Source organism: Sphingobium sp. CFD-2, from assembly GCF_024611135.1.
GTDB lineage: Bacteria > Pseudomonadota > Alphaproteobacteria > Sphingomonadales > Sphingomonadaceae > Sphingobium > Sphingobium fuliginis.
On record NZ_CP084405.1, the window covers coordinates 2,729,545 to 2,753,925 of the forward strand.

Here is a 24,381-nt window from a genome sequence, read left to right on the forward strand (position 1 = left end):
CGTGCTTCTGAAGCCGGTGGATACGGCGTAACATACCGAAGCATGTGTCAAATTGGTGAATCCTGCTGATCCCCCGCCATAGGCTCGACCCCACAACCGTGGAGGAGAAAAAGCGTGGCGAAACTGAAATCCCTCATCTGGTCGACTGCGGCGGCGGTCGCCCTTGTCACACCGACCATCGTCCAGGCGCACGGCATCTACTTCGCCCAGCGCGCCAAGCAGATCGCCGTCATCTATGGCGTCGGCGCCGACGATCTGGAATCCGTCAAGCGTCAGCCTAATATGGAAAGCGTGCAGGCATGGGACACCGACCTCAATCCGGTCGGCGCGCAACTGCGCACCAATGGGCCGCTGGTCGTCGTGGATACCGACGAGCCGCCGGCGATCGTGAGCGCCGTGCTTCAGAATGGCACCTGGTCCTGGGTGCCCGGCGGCGAGATCGTCAAAAAGACCAGGGAAGAAGTTCCGAACTCGACCAAGACCGAGACGACGATCAAATATGCTGTGTCGATCCAGGGTCCGTTGACCAAGCCGGTGCCGCTGATACCGGCACAGGCGCTGCAGATCGTTCCCGTCGGCAAAATTCCCGAAAAGCTGGGCGAGCCGCTGACCTATCGCGTGACCTGGATGGGCAAGCCCGTGGCAGGGGCTGGAGTGATCAACGACTTCGTCAACGACCCCGATGCGGTGGAAGTCAAGACCAGGGCTGACGGCACGGTGACGTTCCCGGTGCGCAACCAGGGATTGAACGTCATCCGCGCGGTCCTGGTCACGCCGAGCGACAATCCGGCCAAGACGGATCGCTACGAGCACACCGCGACACTGGCTTTCACGCTACCTCACAAACCCGAATAAGCCTGGCCGAAAATGGGAGAATCCTCGATGAAGTTCCTATCCTTCGCGATCGCCTCCGCGCTCGCCGTCACGCCCGCATTCGCTCATGGCGATGACAAGCCGCGCCACGGCGGCCAGGTCGCAGAGGTCGGTGAGACCATCTTCGAACTGGTCCGCACGCCGGCCGGCGCATCCCTCTATATCATGGAGGATGGTGACGAAGTGCCGGCCGCGTTGATGACCGGCAAGCTCATCGTCACGGCGGGCGGCAAAAAGACCGACGTTCCGCTGGTGGCGGCGAAGGGCAATCAGTTCGTTGCAAAGGGTGCCCAGATCCCGAGCGGCGCGCGCGTGGGCGTGCTCGTGATCAACAAGCAGACCCAGGCCCGCCAGTCGGCGACCTTCGCCATCAAATGAACGGCCGACGCGCCGCCCTATTGGGGCTAGCCGGTCTCGCGCTTGCGACAGGTCTCACCGACCTCGCCGCGGCGCATGGCGTGGCGGAGGGTGACAAGGCCTTCATCCAGAACAATCCCGGCATGAACATCGTGCCCTACATGTATCTCGGCGCCAAACATATGGTGACGGGATATGATCATCTGCTGTTCCTGTTCGGCGTCATCTTCTTCCTGTACCGGCTGAAGGATGTCGGCACCTATGTGACCCTGTTCGCGCTGGGACACAGCACGACGCTGCTGGCGGGCGTCTTTTTCAACATTCACGCCAATCCGTTCCTGATCGATGCCATCATCGGGCTGTCGGTCGTGTACAAGGCGCTCGACAACCTCGGCGCCTTTCCGACGTTGCTGGGTTTTCAGCCCAATCAGAAGGTGGCCGTGCTGGTCTTCGGCTTCTTTCACGGGTTCGGCCTTGCCACCAAGCTTCAGGACTTGATCGCCTCGCGCGAGGGGTTGATCCCCAATCTCGTCAGCTTCAATGTGGGCGTGGAGATGGGCCAGTTCATGGCGCTCAGCGTCATCCTGATCCTGATGGGCCTGTGGCGGCGATCGCCCAGTTTCACGCGCAATGTCGTCATCGCCAACAGCGCGTTGATGTGTGCCGGAATCGTCCTGACCGGTTATCAGTTCGCCGGCTTCATGATGGAGAAGAGCCTATGACTGCCACGGCCTCTGTCGCGGCGCCCTATCGGGCGCAGCCAGCCACCCTCTGGCGCGCGGCCCTCGCCGCCGGAGTGGCCGGCGCGGCGATCCTGCTGCTGTTCGTGCTGCCCGCCGAATATGGTGTTGATGTGACGGGCGTCGGCCGGGCGATCGGCCTTACCGCGATGGCGGGGGACCAGGATGCCGCGGAACCCGCGGAAGAAGCCGGGCCGCCGCCAGCTCCCGCAGCCTATACGGTGCCGCCCCAGACGCAGGCGAGCATCGCCAAGGCCACTGCCTTCCGGAGCGACACCAAAACGATCACGCTCGCCCCGCACAGCGGGATGGAGATCAAAGCCCGGATGAAGGTCGGCGACACTTTCAACTTCCGCTGGACCGCGACCGGCCCGGTGCGCGCGGACATGCATGGCGAACCGATCGGCGGCAAGGAAGACGAATTCACCGACTATTGGAAGCAGAAGGACATCAAGGGCGCGCAAGGCAGCTTCACCGCCCCCTTCGCCGGCACCCATGGCTGGTATTGGAAGAATCGCGAGGATGTTCCCGTGACGATCACGGTCAAGACCGACGGCTTTTACGAAACGCTGTTCGAACGGACATGATCGGTGGAAGGATATGCCGCGCGTCATGCGGCACGTCCTTTCGGATAGCGTCGGTGAAGTTCAGCGACTGAACACCATCTTCACGGAAATAGGGGTAATCGTCATTCACTTCATGTCCGAACAGGAATCGGCCGCGCTTGTCTCGCACGAGATGGCCTATGCCGCGGCACGCGAAGCGTTGATCGCAGCGGTCGACGATGCCGTGCTTTTCCCCGCCGTCATCGCGCACGGGTCGAAGCAGACCAACCGCTTTTCGATCAAGTCGGCCGCCACCGGGTCCTTCGCGGGGCTGAAGGTCGGGTCCTTCTGGGCCGACAACGACGCCCTCGGTCTGCCGCGGCATAATTCGCTGATCTTGCTCTTCGACCAACAGGTCGGACGCATCGACTGGGTGATCGAGGCGGGGCTGGTCAATGCCTATCGCACCGCGGCGGCCGACGCCGTGGCGGCCGACATGCTCGCGCGTCCCGACGCGAGCACCCTTGCGATCTTAGGCGCCGGCAACCAGGCCTTTTACGAGGTCATGGCCCTTCGCCGCGTCCGTCCGATCACCGAGGTACTGGTCGTCGCGCGCGACGCCGACAAAGGCGCTGCGTTCGTCGCGCGGTTGCAGGAACAGGGCTTGACGGCTGCCCGCGCGGGCGCGGAGGAGGCGTGCCGCCGCGCCGACATGGTGGTCACGGCGACGCCGGCGCGCGCGCCCTTGTTCGACGCGAGCTGGATAGGTCCGGGCACGCATGTCGCCAGCATGGGATCGGACGCTGCTGGCAAGCAGGAGCTTCCCCCTGCCCTGTTCGAACAAGCGTCGCTCTATTGCGACCTTCCGGCGCAGTCGGTCATCATGGGCGACTTTCAACATTTCGCCGGCGATCGCAGCGCCATCGTCGCCATTGGCGACGTTTTGCAGGGTCGCGATCCGGGGCGCACGTCAGCCGACCAGATCACCATATTCGACAGTTCAGGCATCGCCCTGCAGGATCTCTGCATCGCACGTCATCTGATCGCGATGAAGCCGTGATTCGCGCCGGGCGGGCGCGGTATATCCTGCCGTGATGTGACAGATATAGGTCAGGTTGTGCCACGGCCGCAGCCAAGAAGAACAGGATCGCGTCGCAGTCGAGCGCTAATCTCCGCGCGACGGTGCCGCCGATCCGTGGGGGAAGCGACCGATGGCCGTTCGGAGGCCGCTCGGCACGATCTACCGCGCGTCGCCCGGTTCGGGACGGTTCAGCGTTTTTGTAGAAGGGGTTTCCATGACGACTCTCAGGCCCAAGTTCATCACCTTCGACTGCTATGGCACCCTCATCAATTTTGAAATGGCGCCGGTTGCGCGACAGGTTTATGCGGACCGCCTTTCCGGACGGGCCCTGGAGGATTTCTGCGACTATTTCTCGGCCTATCGGCTGGACGGCGTGCTGGGCGCGTGGCGGCCCTATCGCGAGGTCGTCGCCGAAGCGTTGCAGCGCGCGTGCAAGCGGTCGGGCACCGAATATCGCGATGCCGATGGCGAAGCGCTTTATGCCGCCATTCCGACCTGGAATCCGCACCCCGATGTGGTGGAGCCGCTCAAGCGCGTGGGCGAGAAGATCCCGCTGGTCATCCTGTCGAATTCGATGGTCGATCTGATCCCCTACAGCGTGGAAAAGCTTGAAGCGCCGTTCCATACCGTCTGCACCGCCGAGGAGGCCCAGGCCTACAAGCCGCGCATGCAGGCATTCGAATATATGTTCGACACGCTGGGCTGCGGTCCTGAAGATGTGCTGCACTGCTCGTCCAGCTTCCGCTACGACCTCATGACCGCCTATGACCTGGGCATCAAGGACAAGGCCTTCGTCAATCGCCGCCATGAGCCGATGAATGCCTATTATGAGGTCAACGAGATCCCCGATCTGGGTGGGCTGCCAGGGCTGGTGGGTCTGTGAGCGCCATGATCGAGCAAGCGGTTGATGCGGTCGTCGACATGCGCGCCTATGCCGCGGGCACGGCGCCCGCGACGGACTGGTTCGCCGGCCGCAAGGCGCCGGCCTTCGCCGACAACGCGGCGCAGGTGTCGGCCGTCTCCTTGAGGGGTGAAGGCCGGGTCGAAGGACTGGCGGCGGACGAGTTCGTGCTGGTGCTGGAAGGCCAGCTCGAGATCGAGAGCGATGCGCGGACGCTGACGGTTCTGCCCGACAATGGCGTGGTGCTGCCAGTTGGATCGAACTTCGGCTGGCGGGCTTCGGACGATCTGCTCGCGATCGTCTATACCGCCCCTGCTCAGGGTCCGGGCAGCGCGACGACGCCGGTCGCGATCGATCTGGACGCCGACATGACGCCATCTAGTCCGCCGGCGGCCGAAAATCTGCTCGGTCCCGTTCCGTCCTGCCGCAACCACACCGACTATCTGTCGGCGAACAGCGAATTCGTCTGCGGCATCTGGGACTCGACGCCTTATCATCGGCGACAGATTCCCTATCGCCAGGTCGAACTGATGCTGCTGCTGGAGGGAGAGGTCAGCTTCAGCAATGACAAAGGCAGCGTGACGTTCCGCAAGGGCGACGTGTGCATGTTTGTTCGCGGCGATGGTTGCGCGTGGCTGAGCGAGCAATATGTAAAGAAGATCTACGCCACCCAGCGTCCGGTCTCCTGATGAAGAAAGCGATGGCGGCGCTATTTGTCGTCATCGCTGCATGCAAGATGGCGGTTTTGGCGCCTTTGGAAGGTGCCGCCAGAGGATGATGGCGTGATGACCCGGTTTTCCTCTGATGAGACTGATATCTGGGGGCGTTGGTTGCGCGCGCGCAGCCGCGCCCGCGCGATGATTTCCGTGGGGCTGACGACATGACCGACATATTTCCCGAGACGACGGTGACGAGCGATGCAATGCCGCTGACGCGCGATCATCTGCCCCAGGCGCTCGCCCTGTCGCGGGCGGTTCAATGGCCTTACCGTGCGGAGGACTGGGCATTCGCGTTCGATCTCGGCCGGGGGTTCGGTGTCGAGATGAACGGGCGCCTCGTCGGCACCGCGCTCTGGTGGCCCTATGGCGACGACTTCGCCACCGCGGGTATGATCATCGTGGCGGACGAAGCGCAGCGGCGCGGGATCGGCGCGCGACTGATGGACGCCCTGCTCGCTGACGCGGCGGGACGTCGCATCATCCTCAATTCCACCGACGAGGGACAGGCGCTCTATCGCAAGCGGGGTTTCACGCCCTTCGACAATGTGATCCAGCATCAGGCAGTGCTGGCTGAAACGCCGGAACTCGATCCAGCGCTGCCACTGCGTCCCGCCACTGCCGACGACCGCGCGACATTGATGGAGCTGGACCGCGCGGGTGCGGGAATGGATCGCACGCACCTGCTCAACGCACTGTTTGCCATGGCCGATGTGCTGGTGATCGAGCGGGACGGCGCGGCGGCGGGCTATGGCTGTGTACGCCGTTGGGGCCGGGGCGTAGTGATCGGGCCGGTCATCGCCCCCAGCGACGAGGATGCGAAGGCGCTGATCGCCGCGCTCGCCGCCCGCCATGTGGGCGATTTCGTCCGCATCGACGTGTATCGCAGCGGCGGGCTCGGCCCGTGGATCGAAAGCCTGGGCCTGCCGCAGGCGGGCGAAGTCTTGTGCATGGCGCTTGGCGCCCCCCCGGAGGCGCGGGATGGCGTGCGGTTATACGCGCTCTCCAACCAGTCGCTCGGCTGAAGAGGTGAAAGAGATGATCGATACGGTTATGCAATCGGAACAGGCTCTCGCGGACCAGCGTGTCGACACGATCGAAACGCCGGCGCTCATGCTCGATCTCGCTAAGGTCGATCGCAACATCGCCCGGCTGCGCGGCCGGCTCGATGTGCTTGGCGTCACCTTCCGCCCCCATGTCAAGACAGCCAAGTCGATCGACGTGGCGCGGCGGCTCTTTCCCTCGGGCGAAGGGCCGATCACCGTCTCGACGCTGGCGGAGGCCGAATATTTCGCCGCCGGCGGCTTTACCGACATCTGCTATGCGGTGGGCCTCAGCCCGGACAAGATCGGGCGTACACGCGATCTGGTGGCGCGCGGCATCGACCTGTCGGTCCTGATCGACTCGGTCGATCAGGCCGAGGCACTGGGCGAGGCCGCGCGGGATGGCGCACCCATGCCCAAGGTGCTGATCGAAATCGATTGCGACGGCCATCGGGGCGGGCTTACGCCGGACGATCCGGCCTTGCTGCTGGTGGCAGACAGTCTGCGAAACGGCGGCGTGACACTGGCCGGCGTTCTGACCCATGCGGGCGAGTCCTATGGCGCGCGCGGCGGCGTGGGCCTTCCCGAAGCGGCCGAGGCGGAACGGGCCGCCGCCGTCGCCGCGGCTGAAGCGCTGCGCGCCGCGGGGCATGCCGCGCCGGTGGTCAGCGTGGGATCGACCCCGACCGCCCATTTCGCGCGCAATCTTGACGGCGTGACCGAAGTCCGCGCCGGCGTCTTCATGTTCTTCGACCTTGTGATGCACGGCATCGGTGTCTGCGCGCTCGACGATATCGCCCTTTCGGTTGTCGCGACCGTGATCGGTCACCGCCCCGAAAAGGGCTGGATCCTGATCGATGCCGGCTGGATGGCGCTCTCCCGCGACCGGGGCACGCAGAAGCATCCGGTGGATCAGGGCTATGGGCTGGTTTGCGATATTGACGGTATGCCCTTTGGCGATCTGATCGTCGAGGATGCGAGCCAGGAACATGGCATATTGAAGCTCCGCGAGGGCAGCACCGCCGCATTGCCCGACCTGCCCCTCGGATCGCGCGTGCGAATTCTACCCAATCATGCCTGCGCGACCGGCGCGCAGCACGAGACCTATAATGTGATCGAGCATGGCGGCCATGCCATATCCGCCACGTGGTCGCGGATGCGCGGCTGGTGATGCAAATGAAGGCCATGCCGCGCGGCGAGACAGTCGCATGAAGATGATGTCCTATTGGCTCGACACGACCAAGCCCTTCGCCTCCGGCGCGCCCGGTGGCCCGCATGGGACCGCGGATGTCGCGGTCGTAGGCGCCGGCTTCACTGGCCTGTCCGCCGCGCTGGCACTGGCGAAGAAAGGCGCGAAGGTCGTCGTGCTGGAGGCTGATCGGGTCGCCGGGGCGGCGTCGGGCCGCAACGGGGGCATGTGCAACAACGGTTTCGCGCAGGATTATGCCGGCATGGTCGGCAAGCTCGGCCGCGAACGCGCCAATATGCTCTACCGTGCCTTCGACGCGGGAGTGGACAAGGTCGAGTCCATCATTGCCGCGGAAGGCATCGACTGCCATTTCGCCCGCGTCGGCAAGCTGAAGCTCGCCGCCAAGCCCGAACATTATGCCAGGATCGTCCGTTCGCAGGAGCTGCTGGCCCGCGAGGTCGATCCGGAAACGAGGCTCGTTCCGCGATCGGACATGCGCGGCGAGATCGGCTCCGATCATTATTTTGGCGGGATGCTCTACGAAAAGGGCGCGAACATGCACATGGGTGAGTTCGGCCAGGGGCTCGCCGAAGCCGCCGCCCGGCATGGCGTGCTGATCCATGAGTATAATCCGGTCATCGGCATGAAGCGGCTGGCGGGACAGGCGCATGAACTGAAGACGCCGCAAGGGACCGTGCGCGCCAGTCAGGTGCTGCTGGCGACCGGCACGTCGGCGGTCGGGCCGCTGGGCTGGTTCCGTCGCCGGATCGTACCGATCGGAGCGTTCCTGATCGCCACCGAACCGCTGCCGGTCGATCTGCTCGATCGGCTGACGCCCCATCGCCGCAACACCACGGACACGCGCAATTTCGTCAGCTATTTCCGCACGTCTCCCGACAATCGCATCATCTTCGGCGGGCGCGCGCGCTTTTCCGGGCGCAGCGACGCGGCGTCCGACGCGAAGAGCGGGGTCATCCTGCGCCAGTCGATGGTCAGCGTCTTCCCCGAGCTAGCCGACGCGCGCATCGATTATTGCTGGGGCGGCATGGTCGACATGACCCGGGACCGCCTGCCTCGCGCGGGCGAGCGCGACGGCCTCTTCTACTCGATGGGCTATAGCGGCCACGGCACCCATATGGCGACCTATATGGGCGCGATCATGGCCGAGGTGCTGGACGGCCGGGCCGACCTCAACCCCTGGCGCGATTTCGACTGGCCGGCCATTCCCGGCCATTTCGGCAAGCCCTGGTTCCTGCCGTTCGTCGGAGCCTATTACCGCTATCAGGACCTTGTGAAATGACCGTTGATACCATGGACAAACTGAGCCAGGCGATCGCCCGCGGCGGAGAAGCCTTTATCGACGGCGCGTGGGTTACGGTGAACGCCGGCGAGATGCTGCCGGTCGTCAACCCCTCCACCGGCGACGTGGTGGCCAAGGTCGCTGCCGGCACGGCGGCGGACCTCGACCGTGCGGTTGCCGCCGCCCGCGCAGCTTTCCCGTCCTTCGCCCTTTCCGCCGTCGCGGATCGCCTGGCGCTGCTGGAGCGCATCCACGCGCTCATGCTCGACCGTGCGGAAATATTGGCACAGGCGCTGGTGTTGGAAATGGGTGCGACGATCAGTCATGCGCGCGCCGCCCATATCCCTCTGGCGGCCGCTCATGTGCAGGCCGCGATCGACGTGTTGCGCGACTATGATTTCCTGACGATGCGCGGCACCACCGCTATCGTGCGCGAGCCGATAGGGGTGTGTGGGCTGATCACGCCCTGGAACTGGCCGCTCTACCAGATCGCGGCGAAGGTCGCGCCGGCGCTGGCCGCCGGATGCACGGTGGTGCTGAAACCCAGCGAGTTGTCGCCCTTGAGCGCACTCATGTTCGCGCAGATCGTGCATGACGCAGGTGCGCCGGCCGGTGTCTTCAACCTCGTCAACGGCACCGGGGCCGAAGTCGGTGCGGCCATGGCGGCGCATCCCGGCATCGACATGATCTCCATTACCGGTTCCAACCGCGCCGGGGTGCTGGTGGCGCAGGCGGCCGCGCCCACGGTCAAGCGAGTGACGCAGGAACTGGGCGGCAAATCACCCAATCTGATGCTGCCCGACACCGATTTCGAAAAGGCGGTCCCGCCCGGCGTCATGTCCGCCTTCCGCAATGTCGGTCAGTCGTGCAGCGCCCCCACACGCATGATCGTGCCGCGCGACCGGCTGGCCGAGGTGGAGGCGATCGCCCGCGCGACGGTCGCGTCGATCATCGTCGGCCAGCCCAGCGAGGCGGAAACGATCATGGGGCCGATCGCCAATCACGCGCAATATCGGCGCGTGCAGGCGATGATCGCGGTCGGCATGGAAGAAGGCGCGCGGCTCGTCTGCGGTGGACCGGGGCAGCCCGAAGGGCTGGAGCAGGGATTTTTCGTACGCCCGACCATTTTCTCCGACGTCGACAGCGCCATGCGCATCGCGCAGGAGGAGATTTTCGGGCCCGTGCTCGTGATCATCCCCTATGACGATGTCGATCAGGCGGTCGCGATCGCCAACGACACGATCTTCGGGCTTGGCGGTCATGTGCAGGGTGCCGACCTTGATCAGGCCCGCGCCGTCGCCCGCCGCATCCGCACGGGACAGGTGCATCTGAACTATCCCGCCTGGGACCCTCATGCACCCTTTGGCGGCTATAAGCGATCCGGCAATGGCCGCGAATATGGCGCCTTTGGCTTTGAAGAATATCTCGAGATCAAGTCCATTCTAGGCTTCGCCTGATCCGTCCGAACATTGGAGGCCCGTTCCATGCCCGCCCCGTTGCGTTTCATCAAATCCTCGCCCGAACTTCCCGCCGAAGCAGACGCTGTCGTGATCGGCGGCGGGATCATTGGCGCTTTCACTTCCTATTATCTGGCCAAGCGCGGCTTCAAGGTCGCGCTGGTCGAAAAGGGCGTGGTCGGCGGCGAACAATCGAGCCGCAACTGGGGCTGGTGCCGCCAGCAAAATCGCGACGAGCGTGAATTGCCGCTGGCGACCAAGGCGCTCGACCTCTGGCAGGCGTTCGGCGAGGATATGGGGGAAGATACCGGCTTCCGCCGCTGTGGCCTCTTCTATGTCAGCAATAATGACGAGGAACTCGACACCTGGGCGCGCTGGGGCGAATATGCCCGGTCGGTCGGCGTCAAGACGCGCATGTTGTCGAGCGAGGAGGCGACCCAGCACGCCCGCTTCACCGGCGAACGCTGGAAGGGGGGGGTACATTCGCAAAATGACGGCATCGCCAATCCCGGCATGGCCGTGCCGGCGGTCGCACGGGCGCTGATGCGCATGGGCAGCAGCGTGCATCAGGCGTGCGCGGCGCGGGGCATCGAAACCGCCGGCGGCGCGGTCAGCGGCGTGGTGACCGAGCGCGGCACGATCCGTACGCGGCTGGTCATTCATGCAGGCGGCGCATGGGCATCGTCCTTCCTGCGCCAACTGGGCGTGGATTTTCCGCAAGCCACCGTGCGCCAATCGATCCTGGCGGTGGGCACGAGCGGTCTCAACCTCCCTGACGCATTCTACAGCAAGTCGCTGTCCATCACGCGGCGCGACGATGGCTGCCACACGCTGGCGATCAGCGGCCGGGCGAAGGTCGATCCCACGCTGCAATTTCTGCGCTATCAGAGCAAGTTCCTGCCGATGTTCAAGAATCGCTGGCGCAGCCTGTCGCCGGGCGGCCTGCACGGCCTTCGCGGTCGACATGAGGGAATGACGCGCTGGACTCTCGATGGCCCCACGCCGATGGAAAAGGTGCGTATCCTCGATCCGATCGCCGATCCCAAGACGGTGCGGCTGACGATCGAGCGCGCAGCCGACCTGATCCCTGCCCTGGGCTCGGTGCCGATGGTCGCGGCCTGGGCAGGCTTCGTGGACAGCACACCGGATGGCGTTCCGGTTATCGGCGAAATCCCGAACATCCCCGGCTTCATTCTGGCTGCTGGCTTTAGCGGCCATGGCTTTGGCATCGGTCCGGGTGCCGGACATCTGGTTGCGGATATCGCGTCGGGTCAAACCCCGATCGTCGACCCGAAACCCTATCGCCTTTCCCGGTTCAGTGGCGGCGAAAAGATCGACGTATCGGAATTTTGACCCGGGCAGATGAGGTGCGGACCGCCCCGCATGTTCATGCCGTGAGGGTTCATCGATTCACAATATTGCACCGGCCGGCCCGATGAATTTGACGTAATATTTCCGTAACGCGGCCTAGCCTGATCCGTAACAAGAGGTGGAAAGAACCATCCCGGCGAAGGCTTCCGCGACAGGCAGGACAAAGCCCGTGCGGACATAAAAAGCCAGCCCCACTTCGCAGGACATCGGGAACAGCGATTTCATAAGGGGAACACATCATGCGCATGTCATCGGTCCGCCGCCTTGGCTTCCTCGCGGGCTCCGCCGCCATCGCCCTGTCTGCCACGCTTTCGCCCGCCGCTCTGGCGCAAGAGCCGGCAGACCCGGCCTCCGACAGCACCATCGTGGTCACCGGCCTCAAGCGGCAATATTTCGGCGATACGCCGGTCAAGGAAATTCCCCAGGCGGTGCAGTTCCTGGAAGGCAAACTGCTCGACGATCTCAACATCACCCGCCTCGACACCGCGCTCGAACTGGCGAGCGGCGTGTCGCGCCAGAATAATTTTGGCGGCCTTTGGGACAGTTTCGCGATCCGCGGCTTTGCGGGTGACGAGAATTTCCCGAGCGGCTTTCTGGTCAACGGCTTCAACGGTGGACGTGGCTATGGCGGTCCGCGCGACGCGTCGAACGTCGAACGGATCGAGATTCTGAAAGGCCCCAACTCGGCGTTGTTCGGGCGCGGCGAGCCGGGCGGCACGGTCAACATCGTGACCAAGAAACCGACCTTCAAGGAAGGCGGCAGCTTCGCCATATCCGCGGGCAGCTGGGAGACATACCGGGTCGAAGCGGACTATAACCTGCCGCTGTCGGACAGCGTCGCGGTGCGGATCAACGGGTCGTCCGAGCAGGCGGAAAGCTTCCGCGACACGGTCAACACGCAGAAATATACGCTCACCCCGTCCTTCCTGGCCAAGCTGTCTGATGCCGACATCTTCACATATGAACTGGAATATGTGAACCAGGAGGTACCTTTTGAGCGCGGCGTGGTGGCGATCCCGACTGTCAACGCCAACGGCTCTATCAGCTATAATCTGGGCGCTATCCCCAACAGCCGGTTCCTCGGCAATCCCAATGACGGCCCGGTCAAGGTCGAGGTGCTGGGCCATCAAGCGCAGTACCAGCATGATTTCAGCGCGGATTGGACGCTGATGCTGGGTGCGGGCTACAAGGACACCACGTTCGAGGGCTTTTCCAGCGATCCGGAACTGGTGCTTAGCCGACAGCGGCTCGACAATGACGGGCGCACCTTGACCCGCCAGCGCCGTTATCGCGATTACAGCACCACCCATATGGTGTTCCGCGGGGAGCTCAGCGGAAAGGTCAACACGGGATCGATCGTCCATAATATCCGCATCGGCGCGGACTGGGATCGCTTCAAGATCAAGACATACCAGACCCGCTATCGTCCGATCGCTTCCGACCAGTCCTATGCGATCGACATTTTCAACCCCAACTACAACATTCCCGCGCCCACGCCGGGAACCGTGATCCAGAACGCGACCGAAATCCAGAAGGCCTGGGGCATCTACGCGCAGGACCAGATCGAGATTACCGAGCAGTTCAAGATACGCTTTGGCGGCCGCTATGACGATTTCAGCCAGGATATAGATCTGCGCCTCAACAACACCAATCCGCGCAAATCCTATACCAAGTTCAGCCCGATGGCCGGCCTTGTGTTCGAGCCGGTGAGCAGCCTGTCCTTCTACGCCAGCTATGGCAAGGGCTTCCGTCCCAACAGCGGCGTGGGCTTCGACGGCAATCCTTTCGCGCCGGAAATCAGCAAATCCTATGAAGTCGGCGCCAAGTTCATGACGGCCGACGGACGCATCACCAGCACCCTGTCGCTTTATAAGATGAAGAAGGATAATGTGCTGACGACCGACCCGGCCAACGCGGGCTTTTCCAAGCCGGTGGGATCGGCAAAGAGCAAGGGCATCGAGTTTGACCTCAACGCCAAGCTGCCCGCCGGGTTCGAGCTGTTCCTGACCTATGCCTATACCGATGCGGAGTGGGCGACCAACGCGCTCGATCCCAATTTCGGCTTCCAGATCCTCAAAGGCGATCCGCTCATCAACATTCCCAAGCATCAGGGCAATGCGCTGCTGTTCAAGAATTTCTCGATCGGGGACCATGAGGCGATGCTGGGTGCGGGCGTCAACCACGTCGGCAGGCGGCTGGGCGAGACAGCGACGACCTTCTTCCTGCCTAGCTACACCATCGCCAAGGTGCTGGGATCGTTCAACATCACCGACCAGATCAAGCTGTCGGCGGATGTGAACAACCTCTTCAACAAGAAATATTATGCCAGTTCCTATGCGGCATTGTGGGTCGCGCCGGGTACGCCGCGACAGTTCACCGTCCGCGCGAGCTTCAACTTCTGATGCAATGCCAGGCCGCCGGCATTTTCGTGCCGGCGGCCTGGCATTGCCCCTTCTTAACACAGGCATATCATGTCCCGGCTGCAATGGCTTCGCCTTCATCGCTATGCCGGCCTGACCATGGCACTTTTCCTGCTCGTTCAGGCGCTCACTGGCGCGCTGCTTCTCTATCGTGGACCTATTGAGCGCCTGCTCGATCCCGCGGGCCAGACCAGCCGGGGAAGAGCTGCGCTTATTTCAGCGGGAGAGGCGGCACGCGCCGCCAACAGCGCAATGCCTGGCACGCATCTCATCCGTCTGTTCGCCCCGGACTCCGACCGCGCCACATGGTTCGCCCATATGTCCGATGCGGATGGCCGGCTTACCTATGCCTCGATCGACCCGGCCGGCGGCGCGGTGCTGCGGGCCGGCGACCTGACCCGCTTCCCGCTCGAAGCGGCGCTACAGATTCATTACCGCCTTCTCACCGGCCGAGCCGGGATGATGGTGATCGCACTCAACGGGCTGGCGCTGGCGATCATGGCGGTGAGCGGCGTTGGTTATTGGTGGCCCAGGCGCAATCCCGCCAAGGCGCTGGCAATTCGATGGAGGCTTTCGCCTCGCCTCGTCCTGCGGCAGGTGCATCGGACCCTGGGCGTTATCGCCAGCGGCTTTCTCATTCTCATCTCTTGCACGGGTTTCCTGCTCGTTTTTCCGGATCTGGTCGGGAGCGGCGTTTCCGTTCCACCGGCGAATATATCGGCTCTTCAGATCGATCGGAGTGTGACCCTCGCGCAAGGCATTTTCCCCGGCGCGGCGCTCCGTGACATAAGGGTCGGCGGTGACAGGCTGACCGTCAATTTCCATGCGCCGGATCGGAATGGGCGCGCGGTCGATGTCGTCGCGGTGGCCTTGCCGTCTCCCCATATCTTGAGTGCCATGCCCGCCTCCCGCAGCCGCGCGCTCTGGATGGTCCTGCTTCCCATTCATACCGGCGAGTTCATAGGCCTTACCGGCTCCGCTCTCTGGCTGCTCGTCGCCCTCTCCCTAATCGCGCTGGCGCTCACCGGCCCGCTCATGTGGTGGCACGTTGCAACTCAGCGCCGCTGCGCTCCTCGAAAGGTTCCGACATGACCCTGCTCTACACCTCCGATCCTGCGCGCGGCCGGGTCTTGCGTGACATTTTCGCGCGGGAAGCGGCCGACATTGCCTTTGTCGAGCCGCCCGAAAGCTACGATCCGAGCGCCATCCGCTATCTGGTCGCCTGGAGTCCCTCGGCGGAACTGATCGCGAGCCTTCCCAATCTGGAAGTTCTCTTCTCGATCGGTGCCGGGGTCGACCAATTCAACATGGACGGTCTGCCGCCCCATATTGACGTGGTGCGGATGATTGAGCCCGGGATCGTGGCGGGCATGGTGGAATATGCGACGATGGCGGTTCTGATGCTACACCGCGACGTTATCGCCTACCGGGAAGCCCAGCGGGAAGAGCGCTGGTCACCGATCAAGCTCGTTCCGGCGCAGCATCGTCGCGTCGGGGTCATGGGCCTGGGCCAATTGGGTCAGGCTGTGCTCGAAGCGTTACGCCCATTTGGCTTTGCGCTATCGGGCTGGAGCCGTTCACTGCATCGGCTGGCGGGCGTGACATGTCATGCCGGCACGACGGGGCTTGGTGACTTCCTCGCCGAATGCGACATTCTCCTGTGCCTTCTCCCGCTGACGCCGGAAACGCGCGGCATCCTGTGCCGCGACCTGCTCTTGCAACTGCCCCGGGGCGCGTCGCTCATCAACGCCGCGCGTGGCGGCCATCTCGTGACAGAGGATCTGCTGGCCTTGCTCGATGAAGGCCATATCTCCGCAGCCTTGCTTGACGTCACCGATCCCGAACCGTTGCCGACAGGCCACCCTATCTGGAGTCATCCCCGCATTCTGCTCACCCCGCATGTCGCGAGCATGACGCGCGCGGACAGCGCCGCGCACGCCCTCATCGCCAATATCCGCCGCCATCGGGCGGGAACAGCGATGGAAGGCAAGGTAGAACGCGGCACAGGCTATTGAAAGCACGACAGGCAAGTCGGAACCGGAGGGGTTTGCCGCCCCTTCGGCATTTTAAAGCTCCAGCGCCTTGTCCAGCACATCGACGAACAGATCGACATTCTCCCGGCTGAAGATCAACGGCGGACGGATCTTGAGGATGTTGTGATCCGCGCCGCACGCGCTGATCAGCACGCCGTTCTCACGCATGGCATTCACGACCTGGGTTGTGCGGGCACGGTCGCTCGCCTGGCTCTCCTGGTCCGTCACAATATCGGCGGCAACGAAAAGGCCAGCGCCGCGCACATGCCCGAGGCAAGCGTGCCGCTCCCGCAAGGCCTCGACTCGGCTCAGGAGATAAGCCCCGACATCACGGGCGTTGTCCATGATATGGTCGCGCTTGATGACCTTGAGCACCGCCGCCGCCGCTGCGCAGGACACCGCGTTGCCCGCGAACGTGTTGAAATAGCGGGAACTGCGCCCGAACTCCTCAACCACGTCATGCCGGGTCAACAGACCGGCAATGGGCTGTCCGTTGCCCATGGGCTTGCCAAGCGTCACGATGTCGGGATCAATGCCATGCCGCTGGAACCCCCACATATGGCTCCCGGTCCGGCCGAAGCCCGGCTGCACCTCGTCGGCGACGAAAATGCCGCCGGCTTTGCGGATTGCCTCGACTGCACCCTTCAGAAATCCGGGCTCTTCGGGAAGGATGCCGTCACTCGTAAAAAGCGAATCCACGATGAGCATGGCAGGCCGGATACCGTGTCTCTTCATATCGGCGATCGCCGACTCCACGTCGCGCGCGAAGCGTTCGCCGACATTGGGACCGGTACGATAGGCCGCTGGCGCGGGAACGGTGCGCACATGCATCCCCAGCGGAACGCCCTCACCCAATGTCGGAGAGAATTTCGAAACCGCGTCGGTTATGCCATGATAGGCGGTCTCAGTGACGATGACACCGGTTCCGCCAGTGCGAACCTGCGCGATGCGATAGGCAAGATCGTTCGCTTCGCTGCCTGAGCCGGTCAGCATCATATGCGACAAATCGCCCTCCACGGTCGAAAGCAGACTGTCGGCGAGCTCAAGGATGGTTTCGTGCAGATAGCGCGTGTTTGTGCATAGCGTCGCCACCTGTCGGGTGATCGCTTCTACGACATCAGGATGGCAATGGCCGAGCGACACGACATTGTTGTAGGTATCGAGATAGCGCCGTCCATCGGGGTCGTAGAGCCACACACCCTCGCCACGGACGAAATGGAGCGGCTTTTGGTACATCAACCGATAAGCGGGCCCAAGCAGCCGGTCGCGCTGTTCGATCATCCGCGCCTCATGTGCATCGAGTTCGACTTGCCCGGGGATGAAGGCGTTTACGGAGGACACATCCACGAAGGTCATTCATTGTCTCCTGACTGGCAGAATTGAAGCAAACGGCGGCTGGCCTCGGCCCGAGGCAGCTGGTCGATATGGTCGAGGCCCGCCCATGCGAGACCGTTATTGCGCATGATATAGGCGCGATTTTCGGGGTAACGTGTCGCGCGCCATTCGGTGATGAGCACCGTGATAACAAGCCGCGCCATCACCAGGTCCAGCATCACGACCTGCTCCCCCGGCTCCAGCTGCAGCCGACCGTGATAGGCGCCGATCATTTCCGCTGCATTCCGAAGCGGGTCGGGACCGTCCACCAGTTGATAGGCAGCAGCAGTCGCGATCTCGCCTACAAGCGGCCCGTGGATCACATCGCCAAAATCGATGATAGCCGCCACCTCGTCGGTGCGGTCCGGCCGGACCAGCACATTGCCAAGGTTGAAATCATTATGGATCACCTGCGCGCGCAGCTTGGTGAGTGCCGGCAGTGTGTTTGCCTCATAATGATCCATGAAGCGCCGGACGAGCACGCGCCGCGCCGGGTCGGCAATGCTGTCGATCATCCCGGCAAGGCGATGCGCGGCCGCCACGTTCCAGAGCAAATCATGTTCTGCCGCCGGATGGACAAAGTCATGAAGGGCCCGATCGAGCGAGGCGAGACAGCGGCCCAGCGCCTGACGCAGCGCTGTCGTCCTAGGCGAGGCGACAAGCGGCGTGCCCGGCAGGAATGTCAGCATCCGAAGGATCGAAGCGCGACCGTCGGCCAAGGATATGTCCGTGTGATACCGCCCGTCGAGGGCCGCCACTGGATGTGGCACGGGCAATGAAGGCTCCGCCTCCTTGAGATGATTGAGCACAGCATTTTGCAGATGCACGATTTCGCGCGCTTCGGCGGGGTTCGATATCTTCAGGAGGAACTGGCTGCCGTCGGGGGCGGTCATCCTGAAGTTGCGATCCCTTTCTCCACTCAGTTCAACGGCATGGAGCGCCTTGCCGAAGATGTTTCGCGCCAGGTCTTCTGCATCCTGCGCGCCGAGTTGGGGCGGCTGGGTGGTAAGCGTCGGATCGAGTAGCATATTTCGCCCCATGTTGATCGAGCCGCGATGGTATTTCCTGCGCAACCCAATGGATTTCGACATTCCGCATGCTGGCATGCTATGAGGGACATGCTGCCGTAAAATGTGCCGAATTCGTGCGGAGTGCCGATCGATCAGGCTGCGATTTGAACCGCCTCGAGCATCTTTATGCCCATGTCAGTCCGTCGATTGAACGAGATCGAGGAACCCGCGTTGCCCGACCTCGAAACTGCGCACGACGAAATAACTGAAATAGCGGTCGACCAGACCGCTTTCCTCGACGATTTTCATGATCGTTTGGGAATAATGCGACACTGACCGGGTCACGAACTTCAATATATAGTCGCAATCGCCGCTGACGCGCGCGCATTCCTGAAGTTCGTCGATAGTCTTCAGCTTCTGCTCGAAGCGCGACACCGTTCCCATACGCCGGTCATGCAACGTAATCTCCGCGAATACCGTGACCAGTTCGCCGATCGCCGCAAGATTGATACGTGCGCCATAGCCGGTGATGTAGCCCGCCGCTTCAAGGCGATCCACCCGCGTCAGGCAAGGGCTGGGCGACAGACCCACCTTCTCCGCCAAGGCAGAATTGGTGATACGGCCATTCTTTTCGAGAACGGCCATAATTCGCAGGTCGGTCGCATCCAGCTTTATGGTCCTTTTCACGGCGACGGCAATTCCTCTATTCAGCGAAGTTGAAATGGCCGGCCATCCGCACCCACGATCTCAAAGTCCCAGCAATGCCGGCAGATCGTTGAAATCGCGAATGCGGGTGAGACCATAATGTTCTGTCGGCGGCTCATGCCCGCGATCGACAAAGACCTTCGCGCCAAACCCGAGATCGTGGGCGGTCATCAGATCGTAGCGGGGGCTCGATGACACATGCATCATAACTTCAGGCGAACAGCCCAGGCGGTCGAACATATATTCGAAGGGCCGCATGAGCGGCTTGTAGGCACCCGCCTCCTCCGCCGTCAGCACGGCGTGGAAGGGCACGCCGATGTTGCGGGCGCTGTATGGGATCAGGTCCACCATGCTATTGGACAGGATGACCAGCGGATAATGATCGGCGATTCGCGACAGTGGACCCGGAACGTCCGGGTGCGGTTGCCACGTCGGAACGGCATCGTATAAAGCCTGCGCATCCTTCGCTTCGAAAATGACGCCGTGCTTCCGACACGTACGCTCGATCGAATTGGCGACGACATCATGGAAAGGCTTCCAGGCACCAAGAACCTCGTCAAGGCGATAGGCGCGAAAGGATGCCAGGAAGGGCTCCATTTCCGATGGGTCTACCCGATCGGCAAAAATTTCGCGCGCGGTCGGCCCCATGATGAAGTTTATCATCGTTCCATAGCAGTCAAAGCTGATAAATTTGGGTCTGAACACCGGGCCGTACCTTTGCTGTCGTTGAAGGGCCTGATGAATAGCGTCTCTTTATCGATAATTTCCGCTGTGCATTAAATTGTTCGAAGCGAATTCTTCCAATTTATGGCGCCTTCACCAAAGATCAATCGCTAAGCGGCAGCGACGAATTGCGGATCGGCGTGCTGGAAACGATGAATATGGAATAGCTTTGGATGCCGAGATCCGCTTGCCATATCTGTTCCAGAATTCGCGCCGGCCCATCATAGCCCTGAGCAACGATTTTCACGAGATAATCGAATTTGCCGTTCACCATGTGGAACTCGACCACCTCGGCTATACGCAAGACGGCCCTTTCGAACCGCTCCGCCTCCGCCCGCCGATGGTTTTTCAAGATCACCTGCACATAAGCGGTGACGAAATCGCCAAGTTTAGCGAGATCGAAATGGGCGTTATAGCCGATCACGATCCCCGCCGCCTCGAGCTTCTTGATTCTTGCCAGGCAGGGACTGGCCGACAGCCCCACCGCTTCCGCCAGATCGACATTGCTGATGCGGCCGCTGGTCTGCAGCTTGCGGAGAATTTTGATATCGATCCGGTCGAGCTTCATTTCGCTGGTCTGTTTCCCCGTCCCATCTGCTTTCGGCAGGCCAAGGGGTCTGCCTGTCCATCATGCGGTAATGCCACCAAAGATTCTGCGGTTCAGGAGCTTTGTACAATCCAAATATCAGGCTTGGATGTATCGAGCCGATGGATTCTGCCGACCGAAAAATCATAGCATCGGCCGCGTGGATCGCGGTGGAACGTGCAATGGAAAAACTGGACCGGTTGGATTTCAAGATATTGTCCTATCTCCAGGAACAGGGTCGGGTCACGAACGTCGGTCTGGCGAACGCCATCGGCTTGTCCGCCAGTCCATGTCTCAGCCGGCTGAAGAGGCTGGAGGATGCAGGTTACATAAAATCCTACGGTGCGCGGGTCGCGCTGGAGAAAATGGGCGATTACCTAATGGTGTTCACGGAGGTGACATTGGCCGATCACCGCGTTGCGGATTTCGGGCGCTTCCTCGCGCGAGCGAGGGAAGTATGCGAAATCGTCGAGTGCCACCATGTCAGCGGAGGCTATGTGTCAACGGCGGAGTAAAAGTCGGCCATTGGGCGGCGCAAAATCAGGCCGGGTGATCCGTGTGCTGGCGAGCGCCGCGAGGGCGTAGCCCGAGTGGGGGTCGCCAACACACGGATGGTCTTTTCTGTCAGGGGTTGGAGCGTGCCTTGCGCGCCTGGCTTTGGGCCAGACGATAGCTCTCTCCGTTCATCTCGAGTATGGAGACGTGGTGGGTAAGCCGGTCGAGGAGCGCGCCTGTCAGGCGCTCGGAGCCGAACGTTTCGGTCCACTCGTCGAACGGCAAGTTGCTGGTGATCAGCGTCGAGCCGCGCTCGTAACGCTGCGAGATCAGCTCGAACAGCAGTTCCGCGCCGGTTTTCGAGAGCGGCACGAACCCCAGTTCATCGATGATGAGGAGCTTGTATCCGGCCATTTGCTTGTGGAGGCGCAGAAGGCGGCGTTCGTCGCGTGCCTCCATCATCGCGCTGACCAGCGCGGACGCGGTGGTGAAGCCGACCGTCAGGCCCTTCTGGCAGGCGGCAAGGCCGAGGCCGATCGCCACATGGGTCTTGCCGGTTCCCGAGGGACCAAGGGCTATGACGTTCTCGCGGCGGTTGATCCAGTCGCAGCGTGCCAGTTCCAGCACCTGCATCTTGTTGAGCTTGGGGATCGCGGCAAAGTCGAAGCTGTCGAGGCTCTTGGCGGCCGGGAACTTCGCAGCCTTGATCCGGCGCTCGACCATCCGGCGTTCCCGGTCGATCAGCTCCAGTTCGACAAGCCGGGCAAGGTAGCGGACGTGATCTGCGCCCTCGGCCGCGCATCGCCGGGCCAGCTTGTCATGCTCGCGCAGGAAGGTTGGTAGCTTGAGCGTCTTGAGGTGGCTGGCCAGTAACAGCTCGGGGGACGGACTGCTCATGCCGCATCCTTCGCATCGCCCGAGAGCAACTGCATGTAGGAGCGCGCCGATGTCGTCTCCACCCTGGCTCTGGGCAGATAGGGATAGATCGCCATGTCCAATCGGGGTGGTCGGCGCTCCACCCGGCACAGCAGGAGATGCTTCACGGCATCAAAGCCGATCGCCCCGATATCGAGAGCCTGCTTTACGGCCGCATGCAGATCGGCAAGCGTGAAGCTCTCCAGCAGACGCAGCACCTGCACATACTCGCGCCGACCATGCTTGCCCATACGAGCTTCCATGAGGCGGCGCAGCGTTGCAAACGCTTCGGGCAGGTGCCAGCCTTGCAGGGGCGCTGCCTGATCGAGCGCATTGATCTTCTGTTCGATCAGGGGAAGGTAATGGATGGGATCGAAGATCACGTCCTCGCGCTCGTAGCTGCGCACATGACGGGCAATGACCTCGCCCCGGCAGCCGATCACCACCTCGCCGACATAGCCCCGGATCCATACCTCCTGATGGCCGAAGCGCACCGGCACCGAGTAATCATTGGTCCGGTAACGCACCAGCGCCTGCGACGAGACCTGGCCGCTGGTCTGGTCACAAGCCTCGAACGGGGCAGCCGGCAGTTCCTGCATCGCCGCCAGATCGCGCTTCAGCCTCTCGCCGATCGTCTCGCTCTCGCCCCGCAGCCGGTCGTTCTGACGCTTGCGGCATTGCTCCTCGAGCCACAGGTTGAACGCCTCCCACGTCGCGAACCGGGGGATCGGCACCATGAAGTTGCGGCGAGCATAACCGACCAGCCCTTCAACACTGCCTTTGTCGTTCCCCCTGCCGGGACGGCCGTAACGATCGCGGATCAGGTAATGCGACAGGAAGCCGCTGAACAGCCGGGCGCGCTGCCTCGTGCCGTCGGGCAGGATCTTCGAGACCAGGCAGCGGTCGTTATCGTAGACGATCGACAGCGGCACCGCGCCGAAAAACGCGAAGGCGTGCACGTGGCCGTCCATCCATGCCTCGGCAACGGCAGCGGGATAGGCGCGCACGTAGCAGGCGTCGCTGTGCGGTAGATCGAGCACGAAGAAATGCGCCTTCTGCACAACACCGCCGATCTCGACCATGGCCTCACCAAAATCTGCCTGGGCATGGCCGGGCGCATGCGCCAGCGGCACGAACATCTCCCGGCTGCGCTGCTCGCGCTGTCGGATGTAATCCTTGATGATCGTGTAGCCGCCGGTGAAACCGTGCTCTTCGCGAAGGCGGTCAAATACCCGCTTCGCCGTATGACGCTGCTTGCGCGGAACCTGACGGTCACCATCAAGCCATGCATCGATGATCGGAACGAACGCTTCCAGCTTGGGCCGCCGCACCGCCGCCGTCCGGCGGTAACCGGGGGGCTCCGAATACGACAGCATCTTGCGGACCGTGTCGCGCGATACGTTGAAATGCTTCGCCGCCTCACGCTGGCTCATGCCGCCCGCGCAAGCAAGACGCACCTTCAGGTAAAGATCCACGGTATATATCTCCACGCCCTCCCTGCTCGCGCAAAGAAGGCAAAGTGGACGACTTTTACGCCGCCCGCAGCAGCACTTCGCCGCCGCCACCGTGGTCTAATTTTGCACCGCCGTTCTCATGAATCATGGCTGCACCTCCATCCTGTCGGCCGATGGGTTGGAAATGGCTGTTGCCGCCGCTGTCCGGGACGGGGCCGATCGTACCTGGGTGGCGTCGCCCTCGATCTCCCGGCTCCAGTCAATCGCATCGACATAGATGCCGAGCGGATTACGGCGGAGATCATCGGCGGTTCGCGGAACCTTGGTGACGATGGTCAATATCGCCGTCCAGCGCGACGAGCCCGCCTGGCTTCCCCGCTCATATTCGCTCTCGGTCCATTTCACTTGAGAACGCGTGTCGATGCCTTTGGCCATAAATGGCTTGGACATAACATCGACCACCCGGCCGCTTCCGCGACGAGTCTATCCTTCCCAAGCGAGGGGCTCAAACCTCGGCGCCTTCCAACGAAAACGCCACGACACATTATCGTAATGTCAAGTCGGTGCAACAGGTTAGAGAGAGAGAGATCGAAATCAGCTTTGTTCCACCCTGTCCGCATCGCCCTTGGTTGAGATAGGCAGCTCTGACGCGCCCTAAGTTCATGTGCGAGGACAGACCGGTCGTCCACGTCGAGCGTCGGCCAGGACAGCGGTTCCACTATCGGCGCATATAAGTCCGATCCGGGCCGATCCGGGCCGATCTGGACCATTCCCTTGCAGGCCGCCGAAAAGCGATAGTCATTCATGGCAGCGGATCGCTTCTGCATCCCCGGCGTGGGGCTGGCCCGCGGCCACTGGACATCGTCATGAACAGGCCAACGCCCGATGAAGAACTACAAGACCCGGCTCCTGCCCGAGGAGATGAGCAGGCGGCTCGAGCATCTGGCGACAAGTTCGGGTCGGGCGCGGTCGGAAGTCCTGGTCGATGCCTGTTTCAACCTGCGACAGGCGCCAAGCTCTTTGCCCAGTGGCCGAGGAGCTTGCAAATGATGCCCGAACTTCCACCATTCAAGAACACGGAGCTTCCAAACCC

Annotated in this window: 24 protein-coding genes and 1 pseudogene; 17 read left to right on the forward strand and 8 right to left on the reverse strand. The window is 62.6% G+C overall.

The features are described from left to right. Positions 1–114 precede the first annotated feature (114 nt). The 15 genes from LDB29_RS13480 to LDB29_RS13550 all read left to right on the forward strand — a co-directional run bounded on the left by LDB29_RS13480 (position 115) and on the right by LDB29_RS13550 (position 16,008). On the forward strand, positions 115–855 hold the full coding sequence (locus LDB29_RS13480; RefSeq protein ID WP_257554377.1) for a DUF4198 domain-containing protein: 741 nt from the start codon (positions 115–117) through the stop codon (positions 853–855). 27 nt (positions 856–882) lie between these two features. Further along, positions 883–1,251, forward strand: coding sequence for a hypothetical protein (locus tag LDB29_RS13485; RefSeq protein WP_044660243.1), 369 nt, complete (start codon positions 883–885; stop codon positions 1,249–1,251). After that, positions 1,248–1,952: a HupE/UreJ family protein gene (locus LDB29_RS13490; protein ID WP_025548334.1), complete on the forward strand. Its 705-nt coding sequence runs from the start codon at positions 1,248–1,250 to the stop codon at positions 1,950–1,952. Before LDB29_RS13485 ends, LDB29_RS13490 begins: the two co-directional genes overlap by 4 nt. Beyond that, positions 1,949–2,557: a hypothetical protein gene (locus LDB29_RS13495; protein WP_257554379.1), complete on the forward strand. Its 609-nt coding sequence runs from the start codon at positions 1,949–1,951 to the stop codon at positions 2,555–2,557. The genes LDB29_RS13490 and LDB29_RS13495 overlap by 4 nt, the downstream gene beginning before the upstream one ends. A 25-nt stretch (positions 2,558–2,582) precedes the next feature. Then, the gene (locus tag LDB29_RS13500) at positions 2,583–3,575 is read left to right on the forward strand and encodes an ornithine cyclodeaminase family protein (protein WP_257554381.1); all 993 of its coding nucleotides are present in this window, start codon (positions 2,583–2,585) and stop codon (positions 3,573–3,575) included. A 235-nt stretch (positions 3,576–3,810) separates the two neighbouring features. Beyond that, on the forward strand, positions 3,811–4,479 hold the full coding sequence (locus LDB29_RS13505; RefSeq protein ID WP_044660245.1) for a haloacid dehalogenase type II: 669 nt from the start codon (positions 3,811–3,813) through the stop codon (positions 4,477–4,479). Positions 4,480–4,484: 5 nt separating this feature from the next. Continuing rightward, positions 4,485–5,186 carry a cupin domain-containing protein gene (locus LDB29_RS13510; RefSeq protein ID WP_257554385.1) on the forward strand — a complete coding sequence of 234 codons (702 nt, stop codon included), beginning with the start codon at positions 4,485–4,487 and terminating at the stop codon, positions 5,184–5,186. A gap of 191 nt (positions 5,187–5,377) precedes the next feature. Continuing rightward, the gene (locus tag LDB29_RS13515) at positions 5,378–6,238 is read left to right on the forward strand and encodes a GNAT family N-acetyltransferase (protein ID WP_257554387.1); all 861 of its coding nucleotides are present in this window, start codon (positions 5,378–5,380) and stop codon (positions 6,236–6,238) included. 13 nt (positions 6,239–6,251) lie between these two features. Then, positions 6,252–7,427, forward strand: a complete 1,176-nt coding sequence (locus LDB29_RS13520) for an alanine racemase (protein WP_257554388.1) — start codon at positions 6,252–6,254, stop codon at positions 7,425–7,427. Positions 7,428–7,464: 37 nt separating this feature from the next. Next, on the forward strand, positions 7,465–8,745 hold the full coding sequence (locus LDB29_RS13525) for an FAD-binding oxidoreductase (protein ID WP_257554389.1): 1,281 nt from the start codon (positions 7,465–7,467) through the stop codon (positions 8,743–8,745). Further along, the gene (locus tag LDB29_RS13530) at positions 8,742–10,202 is read left to right on the forward strand and encodes an aldehyde dehydrogenase family protein (RefSeq protein WP_257554390.1); all 1,461 of its coding nucleotides are present in this window, start codon (positions 8,742–8,744) and stop codon (positions 10,200–10,202) included. Before LDB29_RS13525 ends, LDB29_RS13530 begins: the two co-directional genes overlap by 4 nt. A gap of 27 nt (positions 10,203–10,229) precedes the next feature. After that, a complete protein-coding gene (locus LDB29_RS13535; protein ID WP_257554391.1) occupies positions 10,230–11,555 on the forward strand; it encodes an FAD-binding oxidoreductase in 1,326 nt (441 codons plus the stop codon). Positions 11,556–11,812: 257 nt separating this feature from the next. Continuing rightward, positions 11,813–13,975, forward strand: coding sequence for a TonB-dependent siderophore receptor (locus LDB29_RS13540; RefSeq protein ID WP_044660249.1), 2,163 nt, complete (start codon positions 11,813–11,815; stop codon positions 13,973–13,975). A 69-nt stretch (positions 13,976–14,044) separates the two neighbouring features. Continuing rightward, entirely contained in the window at positions 14,045–15,085 is a 1,041-nt protein-coding gene (locus LDB29_RS13545) for a PepSY domain-containing protein (protein WP_257554392.1), read from the forward strand. Beyond that, complete coding sequence (locus LDB29_RS13550; protein ID WP_257554393.1) at positions 15,082–16,008, forward strand: glyoxylate/hydroxypyruvate reductase A; 927 nt, start codon at positions 15,082–15,084, stop codon at positions 16,006–16,008. Before LDB29_RS13545 ends, LDB29_RS13550 begins: the two co-directional genes overlap by 4 nt. A 51-nt stretch (positions 16,009–16,059) precedes the next feature. Here the strand turns inward: LDB29_RS13550 and LDB29_RS13555 are convergent, their stop codons facing one another. Together LDB29_RS13555 and LDB29_RS13560 are read right to left on the reverse strand one after the other, a co-directional pair. After that, positions 16,060–17,382: an aspartate aminotransferase family protein gene (locus tag LDB29_RS13555; RefSeq protein WP_128830712.1), complete on the reverse strand. Its 1,323-nt coding sequence runs from the start codon at positions 17,380–17,382 to the stop codon at positions 16,060–16,062. Next, positions 17,379–18,293: a phosphotransferase gene (locus LDB29_RS13560; protein ID WP_257557031.1), complete on the reverse strand. Its 915-nt coding sequence runs from the start codon at positions 18,291–18,293 to the stop codon at positions 17,379–17,381. The genes LDB29_RS13555 and LDB29_RS13560 overlap by 4 nt, the downstream gene beginning before the upstream one ends. Between LDB29_RS13560 and LDB29_RS13565 the strand changes: the two genes are divergently transcribed. Continuing rightward, the gene (locus LDB29_RS13565) at positions 18,198–18,425 is read left to right on the forward strand and encodes a hypothetical protein (RefSeq protein WP_257557085.1); all 228 of its coding nucleotides are present in this window, start codon (positions 18,198–18,200) and stop codon (positions 18,423–18,425) included. The two genes, LDB29_RS13560 and LDB29_RS13565, sit on opposite strands and share 96 nt — an antisense overlap. Before the next feature lie 180 nt (positions 18,426–18,605). Here LDB29_RS13565 and LDB29_RS13570 read toward each other — a convergent pair whose 3' ends face one another. The 3 genes from LDB29_RS13570 to LDB29_RS13580 all read right to left on the reverse strand — a co-directional run bounded on the left by LDB29_RS13570 (position 18,606) and on the right by LDB29_RS13580 (position 20,406). Beyond that, complete coding sequence (locus LDB29_RS13570) at positions 18,606–19,097, reverse strand: Lrp/AsnC family transcriptional regulator (RefSeq protein ID WP_257554397.1); 492 nt, start codon at positions 19,095–19,097, stop codon at positions 18,606–18,608. A 60-nt stretch (positions 19,098–19,157) separates the two neighbouring features. Further along, a complete protein-coding gene (locus tag LDB29_RS13575) occupies positions 19,158–19,820 on the reverse strand; it encodes a haloacid dehalogenase type II (RefSeq protein WP_257554399.1) in 663 nt (220 codons plus the stop codon). Between the two features lie 121 nt (positions 19,821–19,941). Then, positions 19,942–20,406, reverse strand: a complete 465-nt coding sequence (locus LDB29_RS13580) for an Lrp/AsnC family transcriptional regulator (protein WP_044660254.1) — start codon at positions 20,404–20,406, stop codon at positions 19,942–19,944. Between the two features lie 200 nt (positions 20,407–20,606). Between LDB29_RS13580 and LDB29_RS13585 the strand changes: the two are divergent. After that, positions 20,607–20,921, forward strand: a pseudogene (locus LDB29_RS13585) (Lrp/AsnC family transcriptional regulator); the annotation flags it as partial. Positions 20,922–21,048: 127 nt separating this feature from the next. Here the strand turns inward: LDB29_RS13585 and istB are convergent. The 3 genes from istB to LDB29_RS13600 all read right to left on the reverse strand — a co-directional run bounded on the left by istB (position 21,049) and on the right by LDB29_RS13600 (position 23,693). Then, positions 21,049–21,816 (reverse strand): IS21-like element helper ATPase IstB, encoded by a 768-nt coding sequence (istB, locus tag LDB29_RS13590; protein ID WP_054944222.1) that lies wholly within the window; start codon positions 21,814–21,816, stop codon positions 21,049–21,051. After that, positions 21,813–23,309 (reverse strand): IS21 family transposase, encoded by a 1,497-nt coding sequence (gene istA, locus LDB29_RS13595; protein WP_082430708.1) that lies wholly within the window; start codon positions 23,307–23,309, stop codon positions 21,813–21,815. Before istA ends, istB begins: the two co-directional genes overlap by 4 nt. 123 nt (positions 23,310–23,432) lie before the next feature. Beyond that, on the reverse strand, positions 23,433–23,693 hold the full coding sequence (locus LDB29_RS13600) for a VirB8/TrbF family protein (protein ID WP_373886274.1): 261 nt from the start codon (positions 23,691–23,693) through the stop codon (positions 23,433–23,435). Positions 23,694–24,381: the final 688 nt, after the last annotated feature.

Excerpts from the sequence above, each read along its gene's own strand:
- LDB29_RS13485 (WP_044660243.1), top strand. The coding sequence starts at position 883 with ATGAAGTTCCTATCCTTCGCGATCGCCTCCGCGCTCGCCGTCACGCCC.
- LDB29_RS13490 (WP_025548334.1), top strand. The coding sequence starts at position 1,248 with ATGAACGGCCGACGCGCCGCCCTATTGGGGCTAGCCGGTCTCGCGCTT.
- LDB29_RS13495 (WP_257554379.1), top strand. The coding sequence starts at position 1,949 with ATGACTGCCACGGCCTCTGTCGCGGCGCCCTATCGGGCGCAGCCAGCC.
- LDB29_RS13500 (WP_257554381.1), top strand. The coding sequence starts at position 2,583 with ATGCGGCACGTCCTTTCGGATAGCGTCGGTGAAGTTCAGCGACTGAAC.
- LDB29_RS13505 (WP_044660245.1), top strand. The coding sequence starts at position 3,811 with ATGACGACTCTCAGGCCCAAGTTCATCACCTTCGACTGCTATGGCACC.
- LDB29_RS13510 (WP_257554385.1), top strand. The coding sequence starts at position 4,485 with ATGATCGAGCAAGCGGTTGATGCGGTCGTCGACATGCGCGCCTATGCC.
- LDB29_RS13515 (WP_257554387.1), top strand. The coding sequence starts at position 5,378 with ATGACCGACATATTTCCCGAGACGACGGTGACGAGCGATGCAATGCCG.
- LDB29_RS13520 (WP_257554388.1), top strand. The coding sequence starts at position 6,252 with ATGATCGATACGGTTATGCAATCGGAACAGGCTCTCGCGGACCAGCGT.
- LDB29_RS13525 (WP_257554389.1), top strand. The coding sequence starts at position 7,465 with ATGAAGATGATGTCCTATTGGCTCGACACGACCAAGCCCTTCGCCTCC.
- LDB29_RS13530 (WP_257554390.1), top strand. The coding sequence starts at position 8,742 with ATGACCGTTGATACCATGGACAAACTGAGCCAGGCGATCGCCCGCGGC.
- LDB29_RS13535 (WP_257554391.1), top strand. The coding sequence starts at position 10,230 with ATGCCCGCCCCGTTGCGTTTCATCAAATCCTCGCCCGAACTTCCCGCC.
- LDB29_RS13540 (WP_044660249.1), top strand. The coding sequence starts at position 11,813 with ATGCGCATGTCATCGGTCCGCCGCCTTGGCTTCCTCGCGGGCTCCGCC.
- LDB29_RS13545 (WP_257554392.1), top strand. The coding sequence starts at position 14,045 with ATGTCCCGGCTGCAATGGCTTCGCCTTCATCGCTATGCCGGCCTGACC.
- LDB29_RS13550 (WP_257554393.1), top strand. The coding sequence starts at position 15,082 with ATGACCCTGCTCTACACCTCCGATCCTGCGCGCGGCCGGGTCTTGCGT.
- LDB29_RS13555 (WP_128830712.1), bottom strand. The coding sequence starts at position 17,382 with ATGACCTTCGTGGATGTGTCCTCCGTAAACGCCTTCATCCCCGGGCAA.
- LDB29_RS13565 (WP_257557085.1), top strand. The coding sequence starts at position 18,198 with ATGATTGAGCACAGCATTTTGCAGATGCACGATTTCGCGCGCTTCGGC.
- LDB29_RS13560 (WP_257557031.1), bottom strand. The coding sequence starts at position 18,293 with ATGACCGCCCCCGACGGCAGCCAGTTCCTCCTGAAGATATCGAACCCC.
- LDB29_RS13580 (WP_044660254.1), bottom strand. The coding sequence starts at position 20,406 with ATGAAGCTCGACCGGATCGATATCAAAATTCTCCGCAAGCTGCAGACC.
- istB (WP_054944222.1), bottom strand. The coding sequence starts at position 21,816 with ATGAGCAGTCCGTCCCCCGAGCTGTTACTGGCCAGCCACCTCAAGACG.